Origin of the sequence: Thermoanaerobacter sp. RKWS2, assembly GCF_026240795.1 — a bacterium.
In the GTDB taxonomy this organism is placed as follows: domain Bacteria; phylum Bacillota; class Thermoanaerobacteria; order Thermoanaerobacterales; family Thermoanaerobacteraceae; genus Thermoanaerobacter; species Thermoanaerobacter ethanolicus.
On sequence record NZ_CP110888.1, the window covers coordinates 1475892 to 1493335 of the forward strand.

Annotated in this window: 15 protein-coding genes; all 15 read right to left on the reverse strand. The window is 36.4% G+C overall.

What is annotated here, in order from left to right:
* Positions 1-103: 103 nt before the first annotated feature.
* A complete protein-coding gene (locus OEI98_RS07770; RefSeq protein WP_266036882.1) occupies positions 104-901 on the reverse strand; it encodes an AAA family ATPase in 798 nt (265 codons plus the stop codon).
* Between the two features lie 21 nt (positions 902-922).
* Positions 923-1399 carry an A24 family peptidase gene (locus OEI98_RS07775; protein ID WP_266036884.1) on the reverse strand — a complete coding sequence of 159 codons (477 nt, stop codon included), beginning with the start codon at positions 1397-1399 and terminating at the stop codon, positions 923-925.
* A gap of 14 nt (positions 1400-1413) precedes the next feature.
* Positions 1414-3249, reverse strand: a complete 1836-nt coding sequence (locus OEI98_RS07780; protein ID WP_266036886.1) for an AAA family ATPase — start codon at positions 3247-3249, stop codon at positions 1414-1416.
* Between the two features lie 65 nt (positions 3250-3314).
* Positions 3315-5909: a hypothetical protein gene (locus tag OEI98_RS07785; protein WP_266036888.1), complete on the reverse strand. Its 2595-nt coding sequence runs from the start codon at positions 5907-5909 to the stop codon at positions 3315-3317.
* Positions 5887-8022 carry a radical SAM/SPASM domain-containing protein gene (locus OEI98_RS07790; protein ID WP_266036890.1) on the reverse strand — a complete coding sequence of 712 codons (2136 nt, stop codon included), beginning with the start codon at positions 8020-8022 and terminating at the stop codon, positions 5887-5889. The genes OEI98_RS07785 and OEI98_RS07790 overlap by 23 nt, the downstream gene beginning before the upstream one ends.
* Before the next feature lie 61 nt (positions 8023-8083).
* Positions 8084-8887 carry a hypothetical protein gene (locus OEI98_RS07795; protein ID WP_266036892.1) on the reverse strand — a complete coding sequence of 268 codons (804 nt, stop codon included), beginning with the start codon at positions 8885-8887 and terminating at the stop codon, positions 8084-8086.
* 57 nt (positions 8888-8944) lie between these two features.
* Positions 8945-11122 (reverse strand): hypothetical protein, encoded by a 2178-nt coding sequence (locus tag OEI98_RS07800; RefSeq protein ID WP_266036894.1) that lies wholly within the window; start codon positions 11120-11122, stop codon positions 8945-8947.
* Positions 11123-11143: 21 nt separating this feature from the next.
* Positions 11144-11992, reverse strand: coding sequence for a peptidylprolyl isomerase (locus OEI98_RS07805; protein WP_266036896.1), 849 nt, complete (start codon positions 11990-11992; stop codon positions 11144-11146).
* Positions 11993-12064: 72 nt separating this feature from the next.
* Positions 12065-12661, reverse strand: a complete 597-nt coding sequence (locus OEI98_RS07810) for a hypothetical protein (protein WP_266036898.1) — start codon at positions 12659-12661, stop codon at positions 12065-12067.
* Between the two features lie 154 nt (positions 12662-12815).
* Entirely contained in the window at positions 12816-13961 is a 1146-nt protein-coding gene (locus OEI98_RS07815; protein ID WP_266036900.1) for a hypothetical protein, read from the reverse strand.
* 17 nt (positions 13962-13978) lie between these two features.
* The gene (locus tag OEI98_RS07820) at positions 13979-14440 is read right to left on the reverse strand and encodes a hypothetical protein (RefSeq protein ID WP_266036902.1); all 462 of its coding nucleotides are present in this window, start codon (positions 14438-14440) and stop codon (positions 13979-13981) included.
* On the reverse strand, positions 14437-14832 hold the full coding sequence (locus tag OEI98_RS07825) for a type IV pilus modification PilV family protein (RefSeq protein ID WP_266036904.1): 396 nt from the start codon (positions 14830-14832) through the stop codon (positions 14437-14439). The genes OEI98_RS07820 and OEI98_RS07825 overlap by 4 nt, the downstream gene beginning before the upstream one ends.
* Positions 14829-15248: a hypothetical protein gene (locus OEI98_RS07830; RefSeq protein WP_266036906.1), complete on the reverse strand. Its 420-nt coding sequence runs from the start codon at positions 15246-15248 to the stop codon at positions 14829-14831. Before OEI98_RS07830 ends, OEI98_RS07825 begins: the two co-directional genes overlap by 4 nt.
* A 27-nt stretch (positions 15249-15275) precedes the next feature.
* Positions 15276-16106: a hypothetical protein gene (locus tag OEI98_RS07835; protein WP_266036908.1), complete on the reverse strand. Its 831-nt coding sequence runs from the start codon at positions 16104-16106 to the stop codon at positions 15276-15278.
* On the reverse strand, positions 16072-17370 hold the full coding sequence (locus OEI98_RS07840; RefSeq protein WP_266036910.1) for a ParB N-terminal domain-containing protein: 1299 nt from the start codon (positions 17368-17370) through the stop codon (positions 16072-16074). The genes OEI98_RS07835 and OEI98_RS07840 overlap by 35 nt, the downstream gene beginning before the upstream one ends.
* Positions 17371-17444 lie beyond the last annotated feature (74 nt).

The window sequence follows — 17444 nt, forward strand, 5'->3', positions numbered from 1 at the left end:
GAAGTATTTAAATTGTATATTTTTGAATAATTCTAAAAATTTCACCTCCCTTCTTTTTATTCCATTTACGGTTCCAATAAAAAAAGCGAGCATCTGCCCGCTTCTACTTAAAAATTTTCTCTGCCTGTTCTATGGGAATACATTCAAAGTCTTTATAATACACCTTCCAGCTCTTATTATGGGAATTAACTACAACAATAAAACTGTCTTTAAGTTCTTTAATTCTTCTAGCTTCACTCACAAGCCCCGAAGATACTACAACCCTTTTTGTTGAGTTTGCAAGTACTGTATCTACAATCTCATTTAGTGTGTTTGGTAAATCAAAAATTATAATATCAAAAGCACTCCGACCAAGCTTGATAATTTCCTCTACGTCATCCGGAGTAATATCTTTTACAAAATTTCTTTTAGGTGGAGCTTGTAATATTGAGACATTTTCTGTGTATTTAATAAGACTCTCAAAGAAGCTTTTCTTTGTCCTTTCTTTTAAATATATACCCAGGTGAGGAACAACAGGAAGCTCCAGCATAAAGCTCAGGTCAGAACCGCCATCTTGAAAATTGAAATCCACTACCAGCATTCTCGCATTTTTATCAGCTGTATCTATCAGTCTTTTCACAAGTGTAGTTTTACCCACTCCCCCTTTTACACTCCAAACAGATATTACTTCCTGTCTTATTATTTTTATTTCCTTATTTTCTGCTGCTTTTTTGAGATAATCTCTTACAGTAACTGTATTTTTAAAAAACTCTGAAGCATCAAAGCCATCAGTTATCACAAGCTCATATTTTTTCTGTTTCCCTTTCAGAACAGCAGATTCCAGAGACAGTGCAACATCACAGGATTCTATTTTTTTTATTTTCTCGATCGTTTTGAGATTGTTTGAGATAAGAAGGTTCAACAGGATCATCTCCTTCAGCTATTATTGAAAAGGAAACAGCTGGTCAAACACAGGCAGTCCTGATAAAATTACGGATGCAAAAATCACCGGAGCAAACCGTATACTCGTCTTTAAATAGGTTTTCTGTTTCATTCCTACTATAAGCCCGTATATCAGCCCTAAAACTGATGAAAGAAAAACTATTAAGAGTATTTTGGGACCATAGAAAAATGAAAGTGCGGCAAAAAGTTTTACATCGCCGCCTCCTATTGCTGTAAACTCCTCATCTCCCTCCTGTCTGTAAGTTACAAAAAACATAATTACAAAACCCAAACCTACAGTAAACAAAAACCATATGCTCACAAAAAAGCGTGAAGGATACAAAAAAGCATTTACCAGGATGCCATAAATAAGTATAGCAATTGACACCCAGTTGTCTATTTCTCCCGTTTTATAATCCTGCCATGCAGCATATCCGGTTAATAAATATATTGGCAAATAAATGTTCACGTATTCCATTTTTTCTCCTCCAATTACAAGTTTGATAGAATTTTCTTAAGCTGCAGCGCAGCTTCTTTCCTTGCCTGCAGTTCTGCTTTTGCCTGTTCTAACTCCTTCTTGACAGCCTCCAGCTCTTTTTCCGCTTTTTCTTTTTCCGCCAGCGCCTCTTCTATTTTCCGTTTAAGCTCATTTGTAGCTTCCTGAATAGCTTTTAAACCTTCTTCCTGTAATACAGCTTCATATTTAGCAGTGACAGCAAATATATCTTTTTTAAAATCTTCAAATACATATTTAAAACTGCTGAAGTTGTACTGTGGGCTATCAAAAGCCGGCTTCTCTTCTATTGGATGAGATCTTTCTGTTGTTTTATAACCATCAGGTTTTATTACAGGTTCTTCAGAATATACAGTTTTATCTTTAAACTCTTCAGGATAAGACTTTACAGGGCCGGGTCGATGAATTTCTCTAATATCCTTTTCTTCTCCTGTCCCTGCTTCCACTGGTGCAGCAAATGTTTTTGCCTGCTGTTCTGAACCGGCAACAAACACCATGTTTCTCTCGTATTTCTTCTCACGGTTTCTGTCAAAAGAATATACCTTTGGTTCAACGTATGTCTTTCTGCTGTCATTGTTCTGTTCTGCAGTTTGTTTTCTTTCTATTTCACTGTCAGCATAGAACTTGTTTTCGGTTTTTGCTGATTCTGATTCAGCAAGCAGTTCTTCTACAGCGTTTATAATTTCAGAAATAGATGCTTCCTCTGTGAAGACATATTTTATACCCTTATTTCTTGCATACCTTTCGTAATATGGAGTTGTAAATAGAATAATTTTTTTGTTTGATCTTACATACTCATCTATTTCATCTTCTGAGAAACTGCTTACAACAAGTATATCTGCTTTATCAAAATCATCAGTTACATTTTCTATTTCCTTTGAAATTACAGAATTTAGTGTTTCATAATGGGTTTTTACATAAACCATGTTTTTCCTCCTCTCACCTGTGTTGATATTTTTAACATAGGCATCATCAGACTTGTTAAGGAAAATATCTTCCGGAACAGAAGATAGGTTATCATCAGTAAAAACATCATTTTCTAAAATAAAATCTTCTTTCCTGTCGTAGTCATTTGTTTTAAGAGTATTTACAGCAGTACTTATAAACACTTGAATATCATGCGGGTCTACTTTTTTGATTTCAGGTGGTTTTATGAGAAAACCTTTGGGAATTGGTTCGTTCAGAATAAATTTTTTATAGTATTCCATATGCTTTAACAAGTTTTTACTGTCAAATGTCAGCTGAAACCCGTAATAAGGGACTTTAAATGTAACAATATTTTCTGGTATGTTGGTTAACTTTGAAGCTGCTTTATTGACAATTATATCCACTTTGCTCAGTTTAACAAAGCTGCTGCTTTCAAGCCATTTTAAAACCCGGGCTGTTCTCAGGACTGTGGCTTTATCATCTTCTGTTATAATCACAATTTTGTCAGAATTTTTTAAGACTTCTACACTGTTTTCTATAAGCCCCGGCTGGATGTCAAATATTGAAACTTCAAAATTGCTGTCAAGCTCCATTAAGAGTTTGTCAATTTCTTCTCTTGTAAATCTTTCATGTGTATCAGGATATCCGCCTGTTATTACATAATAATTTTTCTTTTCCGGCTTTTGCACTGTTTTTCTTACACCGTTTTTTACTGCTCTTAAAAGGTTGTTATCCTTGTTTATGTCAAGAAGCGAAGGAAAATCTCCCGGAGAAAAGTCAAACTCTACAATACATGTTTTCCTACTCTGAGACAAAACTTCTGCCAGGGCCAAAGACAGGGTTGTTTTACCAACACCGCCTTTCGGAGAAAAAATTGAAACAAACATTTGCATTACCTCCTTGTGTTGATTTGTTCTATGCAAAAATAGAGGCTCTGTTAAAAGCAGAGCCTCTATTTTGTAATTGTTGATTTGTAATAATCATAAATCGTGTTTTTAACAGTAATAGGAATTGTTATGGATTTTGACTGTGTTCCTCTGTAAGCCGTAACAACCACGCTATATGTTCCGTCTTTTGTGTCTTTGGGTATGATTACAACTTTATCATAGCCCTCACTTCCGCCCTGTCTCGTATGCCACTCTCCATTTGCTCCTTTTACAAGGTCTGTAACGTTAGTATTGACAAACTCATTTTTGGAATACCACACCTGTGCCGTAACACGCTCAGCCTGCGGGGAAATCACACTTATTCTCATTGCTTCACCGGCTGCATATGTGGTCTTTGTGGTGTTGTTTACAAGGTTAAGAAGTATTACTGCAACTTCTTGTTCTGCTGTGTTGCCTTCATTGTCTTCTGCTACAACTTTATATGTTTTTTCTACTGCCGGTACAGTAAATGTTGCAGTAAAGGGATTTGCACTGCTTGAATTAGTGTAAGTTGCTATGAGGTTTGTACCGTCATACAGTGACAGATATTTTACTCCGGAAAGATTGTCTGTAGCTTTTGCAGTTATTATAACAGATGTACCCTGTGGAGAATAGCTTGCTTCAATTACAGGTGCTGTTTTATCAACTATGATTGGGCCCCAGTAACCGTATGTCTCATTCAGCAACATATCCGAAGCATAGTAGTGCAGATACCATATGCCTTCTTCACTGATTACAGTTTGTGCAGAATCCGGACTTGAAACAGATGTCCAATCTTGAGGACGAGCAGTTGTTTGAGCCAGTACGTATTTTGCTTCTTTAATGCCTCCGTTTTTTATTCCTTTCTGTATGTCCGGAAAATCATCAACAAACTTATAATTTACAACTTTTGATTTATCGTTTTGTTTTGTAATATTTACCAAAGCTGCCTGTGGTGGTGTTAAATCTAGATGTACAATCATTTGTGTTGGATCCTGCTGAGATACTGCAGTTTGTATCACAGCGGCTCCGGCAGGATTTGTGCATTGAGCATCTGTATAATCCTGGACTTTTATTACCACTTTCATATTTTTCATGCTCTTGTTAAGAGCAGTATAACTTTCTTTTGGAATATATCCATATCCTACTTTAGGGGTACCGTTAGATGATATTACAGTGCTTCCATTTTCCCATACAATGTCTTTTACAGTTCCTGCAACAGGAACACCATTTTCATCAACCAAATATATCTGTCCTTTCTGCCAGTTGGGATTATCTGCATCCAGCATTGTAAATTTAACCAGAATTCCACTCTGGGCTGTTTGCGATGTAACTGCATCTATATGCGGTTGACCTGGTTGATCTATATGGAGCTGCGTTCCACGCCACGGTACAGATGCATCTATATGTGGCGAAGCTGGTGTATCAGTATGAACTGGTATTTTTCCATCAGCATACAGACCGCCATAAGGTTTGTATATATTAGACGTTGTAAGTGCGCCGTTAAAGCCGAAAATAAAGTTAATAAACTCTGCTCCGTTCTGGACAGTTATTTCCGGAGGTGCATTCTGCTGAATGAGCACTGTTACCACTTTTTCTGGGCTTTCGAATGTAACTCCATTTAAACTTTGATTTCGCGCTACTGCCTTTATTTCATAGTAGCCATCATAAGCACCTACTTTTGTATTGCCTACTTTTAACGGATCTATAGTGTTTAAGGTATAAGTTACTGCCCCATCCTGATCCTGAATTTGGTTTGTTAAAAGAGGTACCCACTGTGAAGTATTAGGCGTACCATCCAGGTTTTTAACTTTCCTGATGTAAAGGTCATAATACACAGTCTTGCTGCGGGCATCCTGTGTACCATAGCCGTCAGTGTTTTTGTCATAGCTGTAAAGTCCTATAATTACGTCGCCTTTTAATCTGGTATAGGGAACATAAAATGCCGGGGATGAAGGGACATAGTCATCATGATCAAAACCTATATCGGTATGGGTAGTATAGTCTGTATGCTGAGTTTGGTCTGTATGAGGAATTGTGTCAGTATGGTTTGTGGTGTCACTGTGAGTTGAGGGATAGTTAGTATGATTATAGGAATCTGTATGGGGATAATAATCAGTATGCTGTCCCCATGTATCAGTATGGTAATTATCCTGCCCATATCTATCATAATGAGCAGTGCCGTTATTGTGACCTGGAATATCTGTATGTTCTGCATTATAATGTCCTTGATAGTACCCATTGTTTATATGAGAATATCCATCTTTATGCCCTACATCCGTATGTGTACCTGAACCTTCGTCATAGTGTGCATTAGGATTATTAGTATGAGGTAACCATGTTCGATTTGTATGTGCATCAGTATGCGGTGTGTAATTGCTGTGCGGATTGTAATAATCTGAATGAGTAGAAGAATCAGTATGAGGATATCCAGAATCTGTGTGCTGAGAGTACTGGTTATAAGTCGATTGATCTGTATGAGGATTATTATCAGTATGCGGATTTGTATCATTATGTCTGTTGCTTATTAATGTCTGTTCTTTTTGTCTCTCTTCATTTTTTGTTTGGTTTATAAAATCCTGAAATTCCTGAGTGTTAAATGCTGCCGTAACAGCAAACTCAACAAACACCGGCGTAAGCACCCTTTGCCACCTCCACAAGATATTTTATTATGTCTTCTTTTCTCTTTTGTTCGTTTATCTTAATTACTTCTTTTGTGTTTTCACCAATTATAATATCTGTATGGCGGATATAAAGAGGTACAGAGTCTTTCATGTAGTTTATACCCCTGAATACCTGATATTCGCTGCAGTTCAGCAGATCATCTTTATTGTACTCAAGTTTAATGTTCAACTTCAGCTCATCAATTATCTGATAAATTTCTTTTACACTGTAAAAACCGTTCTGCAGCATTATTCTTCTTGCTTCTGGATTAAGCTTATCATGGAGAACATCTACATTTCTTAAAATGTCGTACACATCATTGAATGCGCTTCTGAAGAATTCGCAGTAATTTTCCTCAACTCCTGCTGCAGTTCCTGTAGACTCTACTGCTGAAGCATTACATCCGCCTTTGCAGGCAAACCAGTATCCGCATTTTGCACACTTTGTTCTGAACCTCTCTTCTATTTCCCGTACCAGAGTTTTGTAACCTTCCGATTGAAAAGCTTCATCAATGCTCTCTATTTCAAATATTGACCCCATTTTATACTTATCCGGGTAATATCTGTCGCAGGGATATATTTCTCCAAGAGGGTTAACTCCAATCCATTTGTACCTGCAGTCGGTGTTTCTGCATGTAAGTTCCCCTGTAGCTCCAATTACAGCAGCAAGCATTTCTACAGCAGATCTTTCATATACACCGTTTTCATCGTACAGCCAGTATTTGAAGTACTTTATATATTCTTTTTCGTATTCTTCCGTGGTAAGCTCTAATCCATATTTTTCTGTCTGCGGTGTATGGAAAACCATGTTCATGCTTACGGTTATGCCTTTTTGCTTGTAAAATTCATAAATCTTTATCATATCTTTGTAATTTTCTGAAGTTATAACATCTATTACTCCGAGTTTGGGACCTATTTTCTGCGAAAGCTCCAGTACTTCTTCGAGTTTTTTTGCCAGCTCAACATCCCTGGGATTGTTTTCTTTTGACTGCGATGTTACCCTCAGTTTTTCCTGATACATTGCATTAAAGCTCATACCAGGCTTTATGTTGTACTGCTTAAATAAGTTAAGCCATTTTTCATTAAAATTTGTTCCGTTGGACATTATGTGAAAATCAAAATCTAACATTGGGTACTTAGGGAATATTTCTTCGTATGCTTTAATATACCACTGAATTCCAACCATTGTAGGCTCTCCGCCGTGCCATATGAACTGCACATGTTCAGTGTATTCTGAAAGAAGCTTCAAAAGCCTGTCAAGCGTTTCAAAAGACATGTCTACTTTTATTCTTTCTCTGAATGGTTTATCATAGCAGTATTTGCAGTCTAAGTTGCATCTGTGTGTGGGTTTAACCAGGACAGAAAAATGTTTAACTTTTGGATTCACCAGGTAAAACTTTTTTAAAAGAGCATCATAGAATCTTTTGTATGCATGATAGTTCTGCTGTAAGAATGTTATTTTTACTCCCTGCTCTATTTCTTCAATTTCTATTATCTTGCCATTTTCATTAACACGGCGGGCAAAATATTCCCACTTTTTGGGCTCTGTTGAGGTAATTGTAATGTTCCCTACAATCTGCGGATTGTCTACATATCTTACTTCTATATTTTCTGCTTTCAAATCATCTAAAATAGGATTTCGATACTGCGGAAATTCTTCTTTTAGTATTGATTCAGCTGCCAAAGAAATAGACCTTTCTTTTTCTTTGTTAGAAAAATAGACCTTGTAATAAACAGGATCAAGATACAGCTTATTCATTACTGCAAAATCAACTGCATGGAATACCTGTGGTGATAAATAAATATTGTGTTTTCTTTTAAGTTCATCAATATACGCATCCCACTTTTCTATATCTTTTCTTTCAATCACAATTGTTATTTGAGGTGCATGTTCATCACCTGTATCGTAAATATGGCCTTCGCATGATGAATAAGTGTCAATATATTTGTCTATACATGCTTTAACGAGCGGTTTTATACCATCTTCTATTTCATCCAGGAAATCTTGCTCTCTGTTATTTAAAATCAAAGATGGCTTACCTTTTTGTCCTTCTAAATTTATGTTTCCGTATCTGCCTTTTTTCTGTTTCATAAAAAATCACCTCTATAAACTTTGCTCTTTGGAATAAAAAAATAAGCCCTGTAAAAAGGGCTTATTTCCCATCCCAGGGGTAAAGTTCTATTCTTTTACCACTTTGCCACAAGTAGCCGAAACTTGGATAAAATGTTGCATACTGACCGTACTGGTCCCAATATTGCGGTTCATTTTTTACTTCCTCAATTCCATTTCCAAATTCCATTGGAATATTTTTGCTTATATACACTGCATTATTTTCTTCATCAAATTTAACGCCAAAACCAAAAAGATATGCCTGCATTCTTAAAGGTAAGTATGCAGTGCCGCCTGCAATATCTGTAACTACAGGTGGAATATCCATTTTGTAAGTTTTTTGTTCGTCTTTACTGCTGTAAGGACTTCCATTTTTCTTATAATATACTATTGCATATTGAAAATTTTGAAGAAGTTGTGCATCTAATTGATCATTAGTTCCTGGAATAGGATAACTAAGCATAATCCATGTTGCAGTTTTTAATCCATCCGTTCTTCTATAATATTCATCTGTTTTAAATGGCACATTAGGCCAATAATACACTACACTCTTGTTGTCTACGTTAGATGGTGTATTCGTTATGTAATATGTGAAAGCTCTGGCAGGAAGCATTATTCTACCCTTGATGCTTATTACAGGCCTGTTGTACATTTTCTCAAAATCTACAAGCTTTCCTTCTATATATATTTTGACATTCGACTTGTAAATTTGTATGTCCGGGTATCCAACTACCTTATAGTTTGTTAAAGTCTCATTTCCCTGCACTGTATCTGCTTTCGCAGGAGCAGCACCTGCTGCTGTGAAAACAAACACCAGAAAGGTAAGAAGTGCTATAAATTTTTTCATAAAACCACTCCTTTAAAAGAATTTGCAATTATATTTTAAACTTTTTTATTTAAAAAGTCAAGAAGATTTAAAAATAAACCTGCTGGGCTTTGCAGAGATAAAGTATTGAAAGCTCAAATAAATAACGTTTTTCTTGAATTCTTCAAACTGTTCCGCACATATTCTTATGAATTCAGCTGCAGTTCTTTCCTCTGACAGGCGCCAGTAAGGAAGATACAGCTTTACTTCTTCCATGTCATAGAGGTACTGCAGAAAATGCTCTTCAAACACCATTTCAAAAATAGATTTAAAAAGTTTTTTTGAAACATTTCTGCCAAGTTTGTTTTCTTGACTAGCTATTTCTTTTAAAAGCTCTTTATCTGCATTAATTATTTCGGCAGCAGTATAAATATCTTTAGCTGCTATTTCGTTTTTCCACTTTCTCATTGTCTGCTTTTGATTTTCAAGTATTATATCATACTCAACTATGTTTTCTCTTATTTTGTACATAAGCAGTGAAATATTCTCCTGGACTTCATCTATAAGTTTTGACAGTATTTTATTTTGGTGCTGATAATTTTCAAGGTTAACTTTTTTAAGTTTCAAAAAGCGTTTGTGCTGTTTTGAATTTAAAAATTCAAAAATTTCGTCATCAAAAGAAATCAAAAACAGGCTTTTTCCGGGAACCCCCTGCCGTGCTGTACGCCCTTTAACCTGATTGTCTATTCTTTTATCAGGGAACCTGCTTAGAGAGATTAAAAGAAGTCCGCCGGCAGCTTCAGCTTCCTTATCAACAATAATGTCTGTACCTCTTGATACCATGTTTGTAGATACTGTTACTCTGCCTTTCTGCCCCGCCTCTTCTATTATTCTTTTCTCGTAGTCTGCAGTAAATGAGTTAAGCAGAGTGCAGGAAATGCCTTTTTTATTTAAGAATTTCCAAACCTTTTCTGATTCTCCGTCGCTGTTTGTAATTATTAAAGCCGGTTGTTCCGGAGGTTTTACGCTTTTTAAATAATCCGCTAAAAATTCATATTTTTTTGTTTTATTTTCAAAAAACAGGTCGCTGTACTCTGTCCGCTTTAGAGGGAAATGTTCAGGAATCACAATAACAGGAAGATTATAAATTCTTTCAAACTCCAGTCTTGCGTCGTACAAAGTCCCGCTTGTACCGGTCATTTTCTCGTATTTCTTAAAAAATACCTGATAGGAAAGGCTGTAGCTGAAAAGGTGTTTTAAAGTAACAGGTACTTCTTCCTTTAGCTCCAGTGCTGTATGAAGGTACGGATCAAGCTTTGTGTCCGGCATTTTTCTGCCGTTTTGACGGTTTATAAGCACTATTTTGTCGTCTTCTACTATATAATCCCTGTCTCTTTCATAAAGGTTGTATGCATGTAAAACAGCTAGAAGAGTTCTGTAAAGTTCGAAATGTGTTTCAGCAAAATTTTCTGTTCCAAAAAGTTTCCCCAGTTTTAAAAGCCCTTTTTCTGTAATATAGATGGTATTTAAATATGAGGAGTATACAAAGTCTGCATCTTCCGGCTCTCTGCCTGCTGCAAGGTCCTTTTTGGGTATTTCTTTTCCTTTAAGATAATCCAGCAGCTTTTTCGCCGTCTCAAAATACTCTATATCTATATTGTGATACTGTCCCGCAGATACTGAAAATTTTGTGTTTGCATTATCAAGAAGAATATAGTCTATTTCATCCAAAATTGCATTTTTAAGAGGAAATTCAAAAGAGGGATTAAGTTCATTCCTTAAATAATCAAATATTAAATTTACGGAAGATGAGTATACTATTTGTTTTTTATAAAGCTGCTCTTTGTTTTCGTCTTTTAAGTTAACACCACATGAGACATTTAGAAAATCAAAAACAGGCTTCATAGTGTTAAAGTCTCTTTCTGCAAGATAATCATTAACAGTTGCTATATGGACAGTATCTTTCAAGCAGGCAGCAGCCGCCGCAACAGCAAAGGTTTTTCCTTCACCTGTCTTCATTTCTACTGCAAAGCCTTTTAAAAGTCCAAGCGCTGCCATTATCTGCTCATCGTAGAGGTGAATATTGAGGCTCCGCCTCACTGCTTCAGCTACTGCTGCTGCCCTTTCAGTAAGAGTTTGGCTGTCCCGGTAGATTTTCAAAATTTCTCTGTCAGGATATTTTTTAAAAAGCTCTGCAGTTTTTCTTACAAGCTTCGTTTGCTTCTTTAACCTTCTTACATTTAAAAAGTTATATGCAGTGAAAAGTATGGTTTTCATAAAAACCCCTCTTTTGGGTATCTACTTCAAATTTCCGATTTTGACTTTGTACACATCATCCCAGTTTATTTTTATTTTTGTTTTTTTGAGTATTTCGCTTGCTGTGTTTGTTATTTTCTCCTGCTTTGTTGTATCAGTAAGCCATGAAACCAAATAGTTTTTTACTTCTTCAAAAGGCTTTTTTGATATGTTTTTTACCAGTACAATTTCGTAATATCCACCTCTATTTATCGGCTCTGTAATCTGGTTCTCTTTTATTCTTGTGAGGTCGTAGTTAATGACTGACGAATACTGTGACAAGGGCATGTTGCCTATAAACCCGCCTTTGTCTTTTGATGAAAAGTCTATAGAGTATTTCTTTGCAAGATCTTCAAATTTCTCTCCCTTCAAAAATGCCTTTACTACAGCTTCGGCAGTTTCTATGTCTTTTACATCGATTCTGTATATATCTCCTGTTATGAACTGTTCAGGATGTTCATTGTAGTATTTTTCTGTTTCACTGCTTTCAGAAGTTATATTTCTTACCTTTAAATCATAAAACTTATTGACTAAAGCAATTTTTTGTATAAGCTCTTTATTTTTGATATACGGGTAGTATTTCTGTGTTTTTTCTATGTCTTCATTGGTTACTTTAATACCTTCTTTTTCTGCTTCCTGTGAAACAGCATATATGCTGACAAGCGAGTTTATTGTGTTTTCTTTAAAAATGTCTTCAAAGGTCTTATTTGAAGAATATTTTTCATCCCACTTGACATTTGGATTAGTTTTTGCAAGGCTTTTAGCCTGGTTGTATAAATAGTCTTTGTAAATTCCTACAGGGATTTTTTCACCGTTAACTGTGGCTGCAGGGTTAGAAAATATTACAAACAAAAAAAATAGGTATTACTACAGCAGCAAAGACCATAAAAAAGAAACTTACATAATACTTATTGTTTAACATCTTTATTCCTCTCCTTCCATAAATTTTTCAAAAATAAGGCTTGTGTCATTTTTGGGGACATCATATCCGACAAAAATTTTGTCACCCGCAAATACAACTCCCATATTAAAAGCTCTTAAGGTAGACCGTACAGGAACATATATTTCTCCATTCACTTCAATTGGCGGATACGGTATTTTGTAAAGTGCTCTTTTCTTAACCCCGTCTACAACTGTATATCCCCACAGACGTGGATCATTGAGTTTAAGCTTTATGCTGGTATTGTAAACAGTAATTGTTATAAAGTCGCCTGATATTGTATATTCACCATAAAGCATTTTGGCAAGGTCAGAAATTTTAATAAGGCTGTGCTGGCCTTCTGCTTCTATAAGCTTAAAATCGTATGGCTCTTTCCGAAATGTTGTTGTAATTTTGTAATCCACATATCTGTAGTCTTTCAGCCATTTGCTGTCATCATGAGAAATTTTATTTTCTTGTGGAAAATCTAAATTTTGCTGCAGCTCATATTTATGACCTGTTTTTACAAAAGAAAGTGCAAAAAACACAACAGCAGTAAGGATTATAATTTTGACAATCAATTTATTAATATCAAAAATCATAAAAAAGCACGGCCTGGGAACTCGCCCTCTTCAGGAAGCAAGAGGGAAAGCCGCTAAAGCACCTCCTTCTTGGAAATGTATTGTGAACGCCAGGATACACAGGTAAGAACCCGGCAGTCCTCCGGCATCGTACCCTGCGTGAGCCTCCCTGCAACTATTTTAATTCCGAATAAGAAATTATTCGTGTAGTATGAATAGGAGCAGATAAGACGTAAAAATTAACTGCATTATTTTGTTCCAAGACAACATTTCCACGGACACTGCCGCCGTTAATAGTTCCTGCTGCAAGAGCTCCGTACTTGAGTGTTAATACAGCTTTGCCGCCACCTGTACTTTCCCAGCCCACATTACTGCCTACTGCAAGTGCAACAGATACGCTGGTGGAATTTTTCAAGCTAATACTGCTGCCTGCTATAAGCGTCATGTTTTCAGCAGTAAACGAACTGTTAATATAAATGCTGCCCGAAGCTGCTACTGCTGCATTTGCACTTGTAGCTCCGCCCTGTATGTACGCATCGCCCTCAACAAAATATACTCCTTCAGCGTTTTTCAATTCGGCTTCTGTGAAAATTTTATTTCCTGGAAAATAATGCTGTCTGCCTGTAGCTTTCTCTAGTGCCTGTGAAGATTCTCGCGCATAGTTAATTAGCGTATTTATCTCTTGAACGCTGGGAAATTGGACTGCAGGTACCCAGTTTGATATAACCTGACCGGTGGCGGCTTTTGGGTCTGCCCATCCAACAGCATAAATACTGCCGTTAACAGCCCCATTTTTTAAGGTATATACGTCTCCATTGACATAAACTATTCTGTTTTCTCCAGGAAGTCCAACAACTGAACTGCCCCATATATAAAGAGTTCCATTTACCAGCACGTCGGATTTTATGAGAGACGAACCGCTGAATTCAAGAGACAGAGGTTTAAGCTGTTTTATTCCACTCCCGTATGCAGAAACCAGAGGTACTAATCCAATCTGTATTTTTGCTCTTATGGTTTTTCGGACCCCACTGCATTCTCCTGTAGATGTTATTACTATTGTTTCCCTGTCAGTACGCTCAATTGTTACTTTCTGGACTTTTGAACTTTCATCGACCGGTCCTTCTGCTACTTTCCCATTTAACCAGTTTGGGTCTACAGCCAAAAAATATTTCGTTCTTTCAATTCCTGTATATGCTGCATAACGTGCCTGTAGTGCTGCTCTGCTGCTGCCTGACAGCTTTCCTATATGCAGAGAAAGTGTTAAAACTATTGAAAACAGTATAGAAGCTGCAGCCAGAGCTATCAGAACAAGTAAAAGCACAAATCCTTTGCTGTTTCTTACTTTTTTGTATAAGCAAAAACACAAGTTCTCACATCCTTTTTAAGGCCTTTAATCCAAAAACAAACCAGTGTACCATTATCATGCTCTTCTGTCCAAAACTTAACAGAAGTAATTCCTTCACCAACTGTGTGCTTTAAAATGCCCTCACGTCGAATAAGCATGTTGTTTTCTAATTCATACACTACTGTGCTGTTTGATGTGGTAATAATAAGCTTATTATTGCCTTCTATGTTGATATTTTCTGCACTGTACAGATCATTAGTGATCCACTGGGCAGTTCTTATAAGTTCAGAAGTTTCGTTAAAAGTTCTGCTGCTTGCTCCTGCTGTTTTTGAAGTATAAATAAAAAATTCGAAAACTGCAGCAAATAGTATAATCCCCAGAGCTGCTGCTGTCATTATTTCAAGAAGTATAAAACCGTACTTCTCTTTTTGGAGTAATTTTAATGTTCCCTTCATTTAAAATCCTCTGTCCTTTCAAAAGTAACCTTCTGTATTCCTTTTCTGCTGCCCTGCAGTGGGTAGTAAACTTTGATAGTGACCTGTTTGGTATAAGAATTTAAACTTCTAACTTCTACTGAACGGCTGAATCCCGGGCAGCCAGAAATCTCAGCCTCCGGTTGAGATACTAGGTTTTCCCATGGCACTGCCTTTAATTCTTCGCCTTTTTCTTGTGCTAGGAATACTGCATAAGCTGCTTTTTCAGCATTTACCTGCTGCTTTAATAGAAAAGACATAGTATCAGTTAAGATGACAGCTGCTGTAATCAACACAGCGGCCGATACAAGGATTTCTAGTAAAGTTAATCCTTCTTTTTTATCCAGAAAAGCAGTGGATTTGTATTTTATCATGGTGTTTCCTCCATTATCATTGTTGCTTGTCCAACTACTTTTTGGTTCGGATCAAGCTTTAAAAACTTTGTCCACAAAGGATATTTAGGGAAGTTGTATGATATAATTACAGTTACCGGATCTCCCGGATTTGTTGAGTTATAAACTACCTGTATTGTTGCTCTATGCTGCCAATCATATAAAAATTTTGAAGCATATTTTTGAAAGGCATCAACTGCATGTTTTTCGGGGTCTTCAGGATGAGAAGCTGCAGCACGTGCAGATACATACGCCGCCTCCTGAACATATAAATGTGCATATCCCAGCACTATAAGCTGGGCAAAAGAGATAAAAAGAATAAAAAGCATTAAAATCACAAAAAGAAAGGACAGGATATTTTCTGAACCTTCTTTATTTTTTAACAGTGCTTTAATCACTTTGTTCACCACCTAATATATGAGCAGTTAAAAACCGGATTTGAGCGCAGTCCTCTGAAGCGGCTGCTTTATTTCAAGGATTTGCTCTTTGTAAATTTGGGCGATATCTTTTTCTATAGATTCTTTATAAAGCTGGTAATACTGATACTCTTTTTGTGATTTAAAAATTTGATATGAAAGAGCAAGCTGCTGTCTAAAACTTTCTTCTATACTCTGGTTTATCACAAACAGCGCTTCTTTTACTGCTTCCGTATTGTCATAGCCATAGTTTTCTGCATAATTTTTAGCAACTCTTCCTGTTATTCTGCCTATGCTTTTCAAAAGCTGTCGCAGAAGCTTTATTTGTCTCACATATGTTTTTGCTATATCTGTCTGAAGAGCATTTTTATCATAAAGATATTCTAAAAGTTTTGCGCCCAGTACTGCTACTGCCTGCCAGTACCACTGCTCATTTTTAAAAGATCTGTTAAATTCATCAGCTATTTTTTTACTCTTTACAAATGTTTCATCTGTCAGTAATCCCTTTGCATAGTAGACAAAGTAGCTGAAATATCTTGCCTGCCAGATTCCGTTTTCAAAATGATTGGGATGTTCAAGCTTGTATTTTGTGAGTATCCCCGGCCTAACTTCTTTTCCTTTAGTATTGTCGTTTATCCAGCTTATCAGTCTTTGTTTTGAAGCAAAAGGTTCATCTATATTGTTATCCATAAGTTCTGAATAATGTATCCTTGAATACTGCTCTGCCATAAATATTTCAAATGCTATATTGTATCTGTTTAAAACTTCTCTTTTTACCTCTTCTCTGTAGTATCGTTCAGGGTCTTTATAAATTGCTGTCGGAGTATGTGGTGTATTCAACCTCTATCACCTCATCTTCCTTTATCCTCCATTTTGAAAGTTTCTTTATGCCTTCTTCAAGGGTTTTTATTGCCCTCTCTAAAAGCATCTGTGTATTTTTTTCATTGATAGGATTTCTTCTTGCCATAAGTACTTCTACCGCTGCAATTCTGCCGGCAACTTCTTGAGAGAGGTCTGAAAGTGCATGAGTAAGTTCAAATCCCCACTTTTCTTCTTCAAAAGATTTTTCATATTCACGCGAGATTTCTACAAATTTGTCTCTTTCCTTTTTCAGCATCTTATTTGCTTCCTCAAGCTTTTTTATATTTTCAAGATACTGTTGATTCTTTTTTTCAAGTTCTTCTTTCTGTGCTTCCAGTTCCTTCAGCTTTTCTGTTAGCTGTTTTGACTGCTCTGTTACTACTGCAAGGGTGTTCTTAAGCTGAACATAGTCATCAGGAACTTTTTCCACTACTTCAGGTTTTATTTCACTAATTTTCTTTTCAAGCTGCCTCTTCATCTCTTCTGCTTCTTTTTTCTGCTTCTCAAGCACCATAATTTTGTACTGCATCTCTGAATGCTGTTTCTTGTATTCCTCCATTTGTTTTCTTAAAGCTTCTATTTCACTTCTTTTGAGGTCAGCTATAGCTTCTCCAAGAGTGCTGTAAAGTTCTCTCTGCTGCTCAGGTTCAAGGTATGCAAGCTGTTCTCCGGCTTTTGTTGTTAGTTTGCCTTCTTCAACAAGCTTTTGAAGTTCTGGAATTAGTTCGTTTAGTTTTTTAAGTTCACGAAGTCTTCTCTCTTTTAATCCTACTATTTCAGCAAGTTCCTTTTGGGAAATATTGGTTTGTAATTCGGCGCCCAGTGCCGATTTATCATCCATTATTTGTAATTCTTTTTGTGGTTTTCCTTTCTTTATTCCGTATATTCTTTCCAGCTCTAAAATACATCTTGCCAGCTTCATAGGATTTAAGTTTCCTATTCCTCTCTGCCTTAAGTTTGTTTCAATTAAATCTTTCAGCATCCAATCTTCCTTTGTAAGTCCATCTTTATCTTCATATGTCCGTATTTCGCACGGAACTTCTTTTAAACCTAGTTCTTTTGCTGCCTTTAACCTCTGGTTGCCTGAAATAACAACATAATCTTGAGTTATTATGAGAGGTACTATTATCCCGCTCGTTTTTATGCTTTCAACAAACTCCTGCCAGCGTTCACCCTGTATGTCGTCAAAAAACTCCCTGTTGCGGGGATGCTCTTTTAAAAGGTTGATGTCTACCATTTGCATAAAAGTTCCTCCTCTCGCAGTTGTTTTTCTATAAAAAAATAAAAAGCGCTCTTTTTGAGCGCCTAATTTCAGTG

What these genes read in the sequence shown, in the direction of transcription:
- OEI98_RS07820 (WP_266036902.1), bottom strand. Translation starts at nt 14,440, where the DNA reads ATGAAGGGAACATTAAAATTACTCCAAAAAGAGAAGTACGGTTTTATA.
- OEI98_RS07810 (WP_266036898.1), bottom strand. Translation starts at nt 12,661, where the DNA reads ATGATTTTTGATATTAATAAATTGATTGTCAAAATTATAATCCTTACT.
- OEI98_RS07800 (WP_266036894.1), bottom strand. Translation starts at nt 11,122, where the DNA reads ATGAAAACCATACTTTTCACTGCATATAACTTTTTAAATGTAAGAAGG.
- OEI98_RS07825 (WP_266036904.1), bottom strand. Translation starts at nt 14,832, where the DNA reads ATGATAAAATACAAATCCACTGCTTTTCTGGATAAAAAAGAAGGATTA.
- OEI98_RS07795 (WP_266036892.1), bottom strand. Translation starts at nt 8,887, where the DNA reads ATGAAAAAATTTATAGCACTTCTTACCTTTCTGGTGTTTGTTTTCACA.
- OEI98_RS07780 (WP_266036886.1), bottom strand. Translation starts at nt 3,249, where the DNA reads ATGTTTGTTTCAATTTTTTCTCCGAAAGGCGGTGTTGGTAAAACAACC.
- OEI98_RS07790 (WP_266036890.1), bottom strand. Translation starts at nt 8,022, where the DNA reads ATGAAACAGAAAAAAGGCAGATACGGAAACATAAATTTAGAAGGACAA.
- OEI98_RS07840 (WP_266036910.1), bottom strand. Translation starts at nt 17,370, where the DNA reads ATGCAAATGGTAGACATCAACCTTTTAAAAGAGCATCCCCGCAACAGG.
- OEI98_RS07775 (WP_266036884.1), bottom strand. Translation starts at nt 1,399, where the DNA reads ATGGAATACGTGAACATTTATTTGCCAATATATTTATTAACCGGATAT.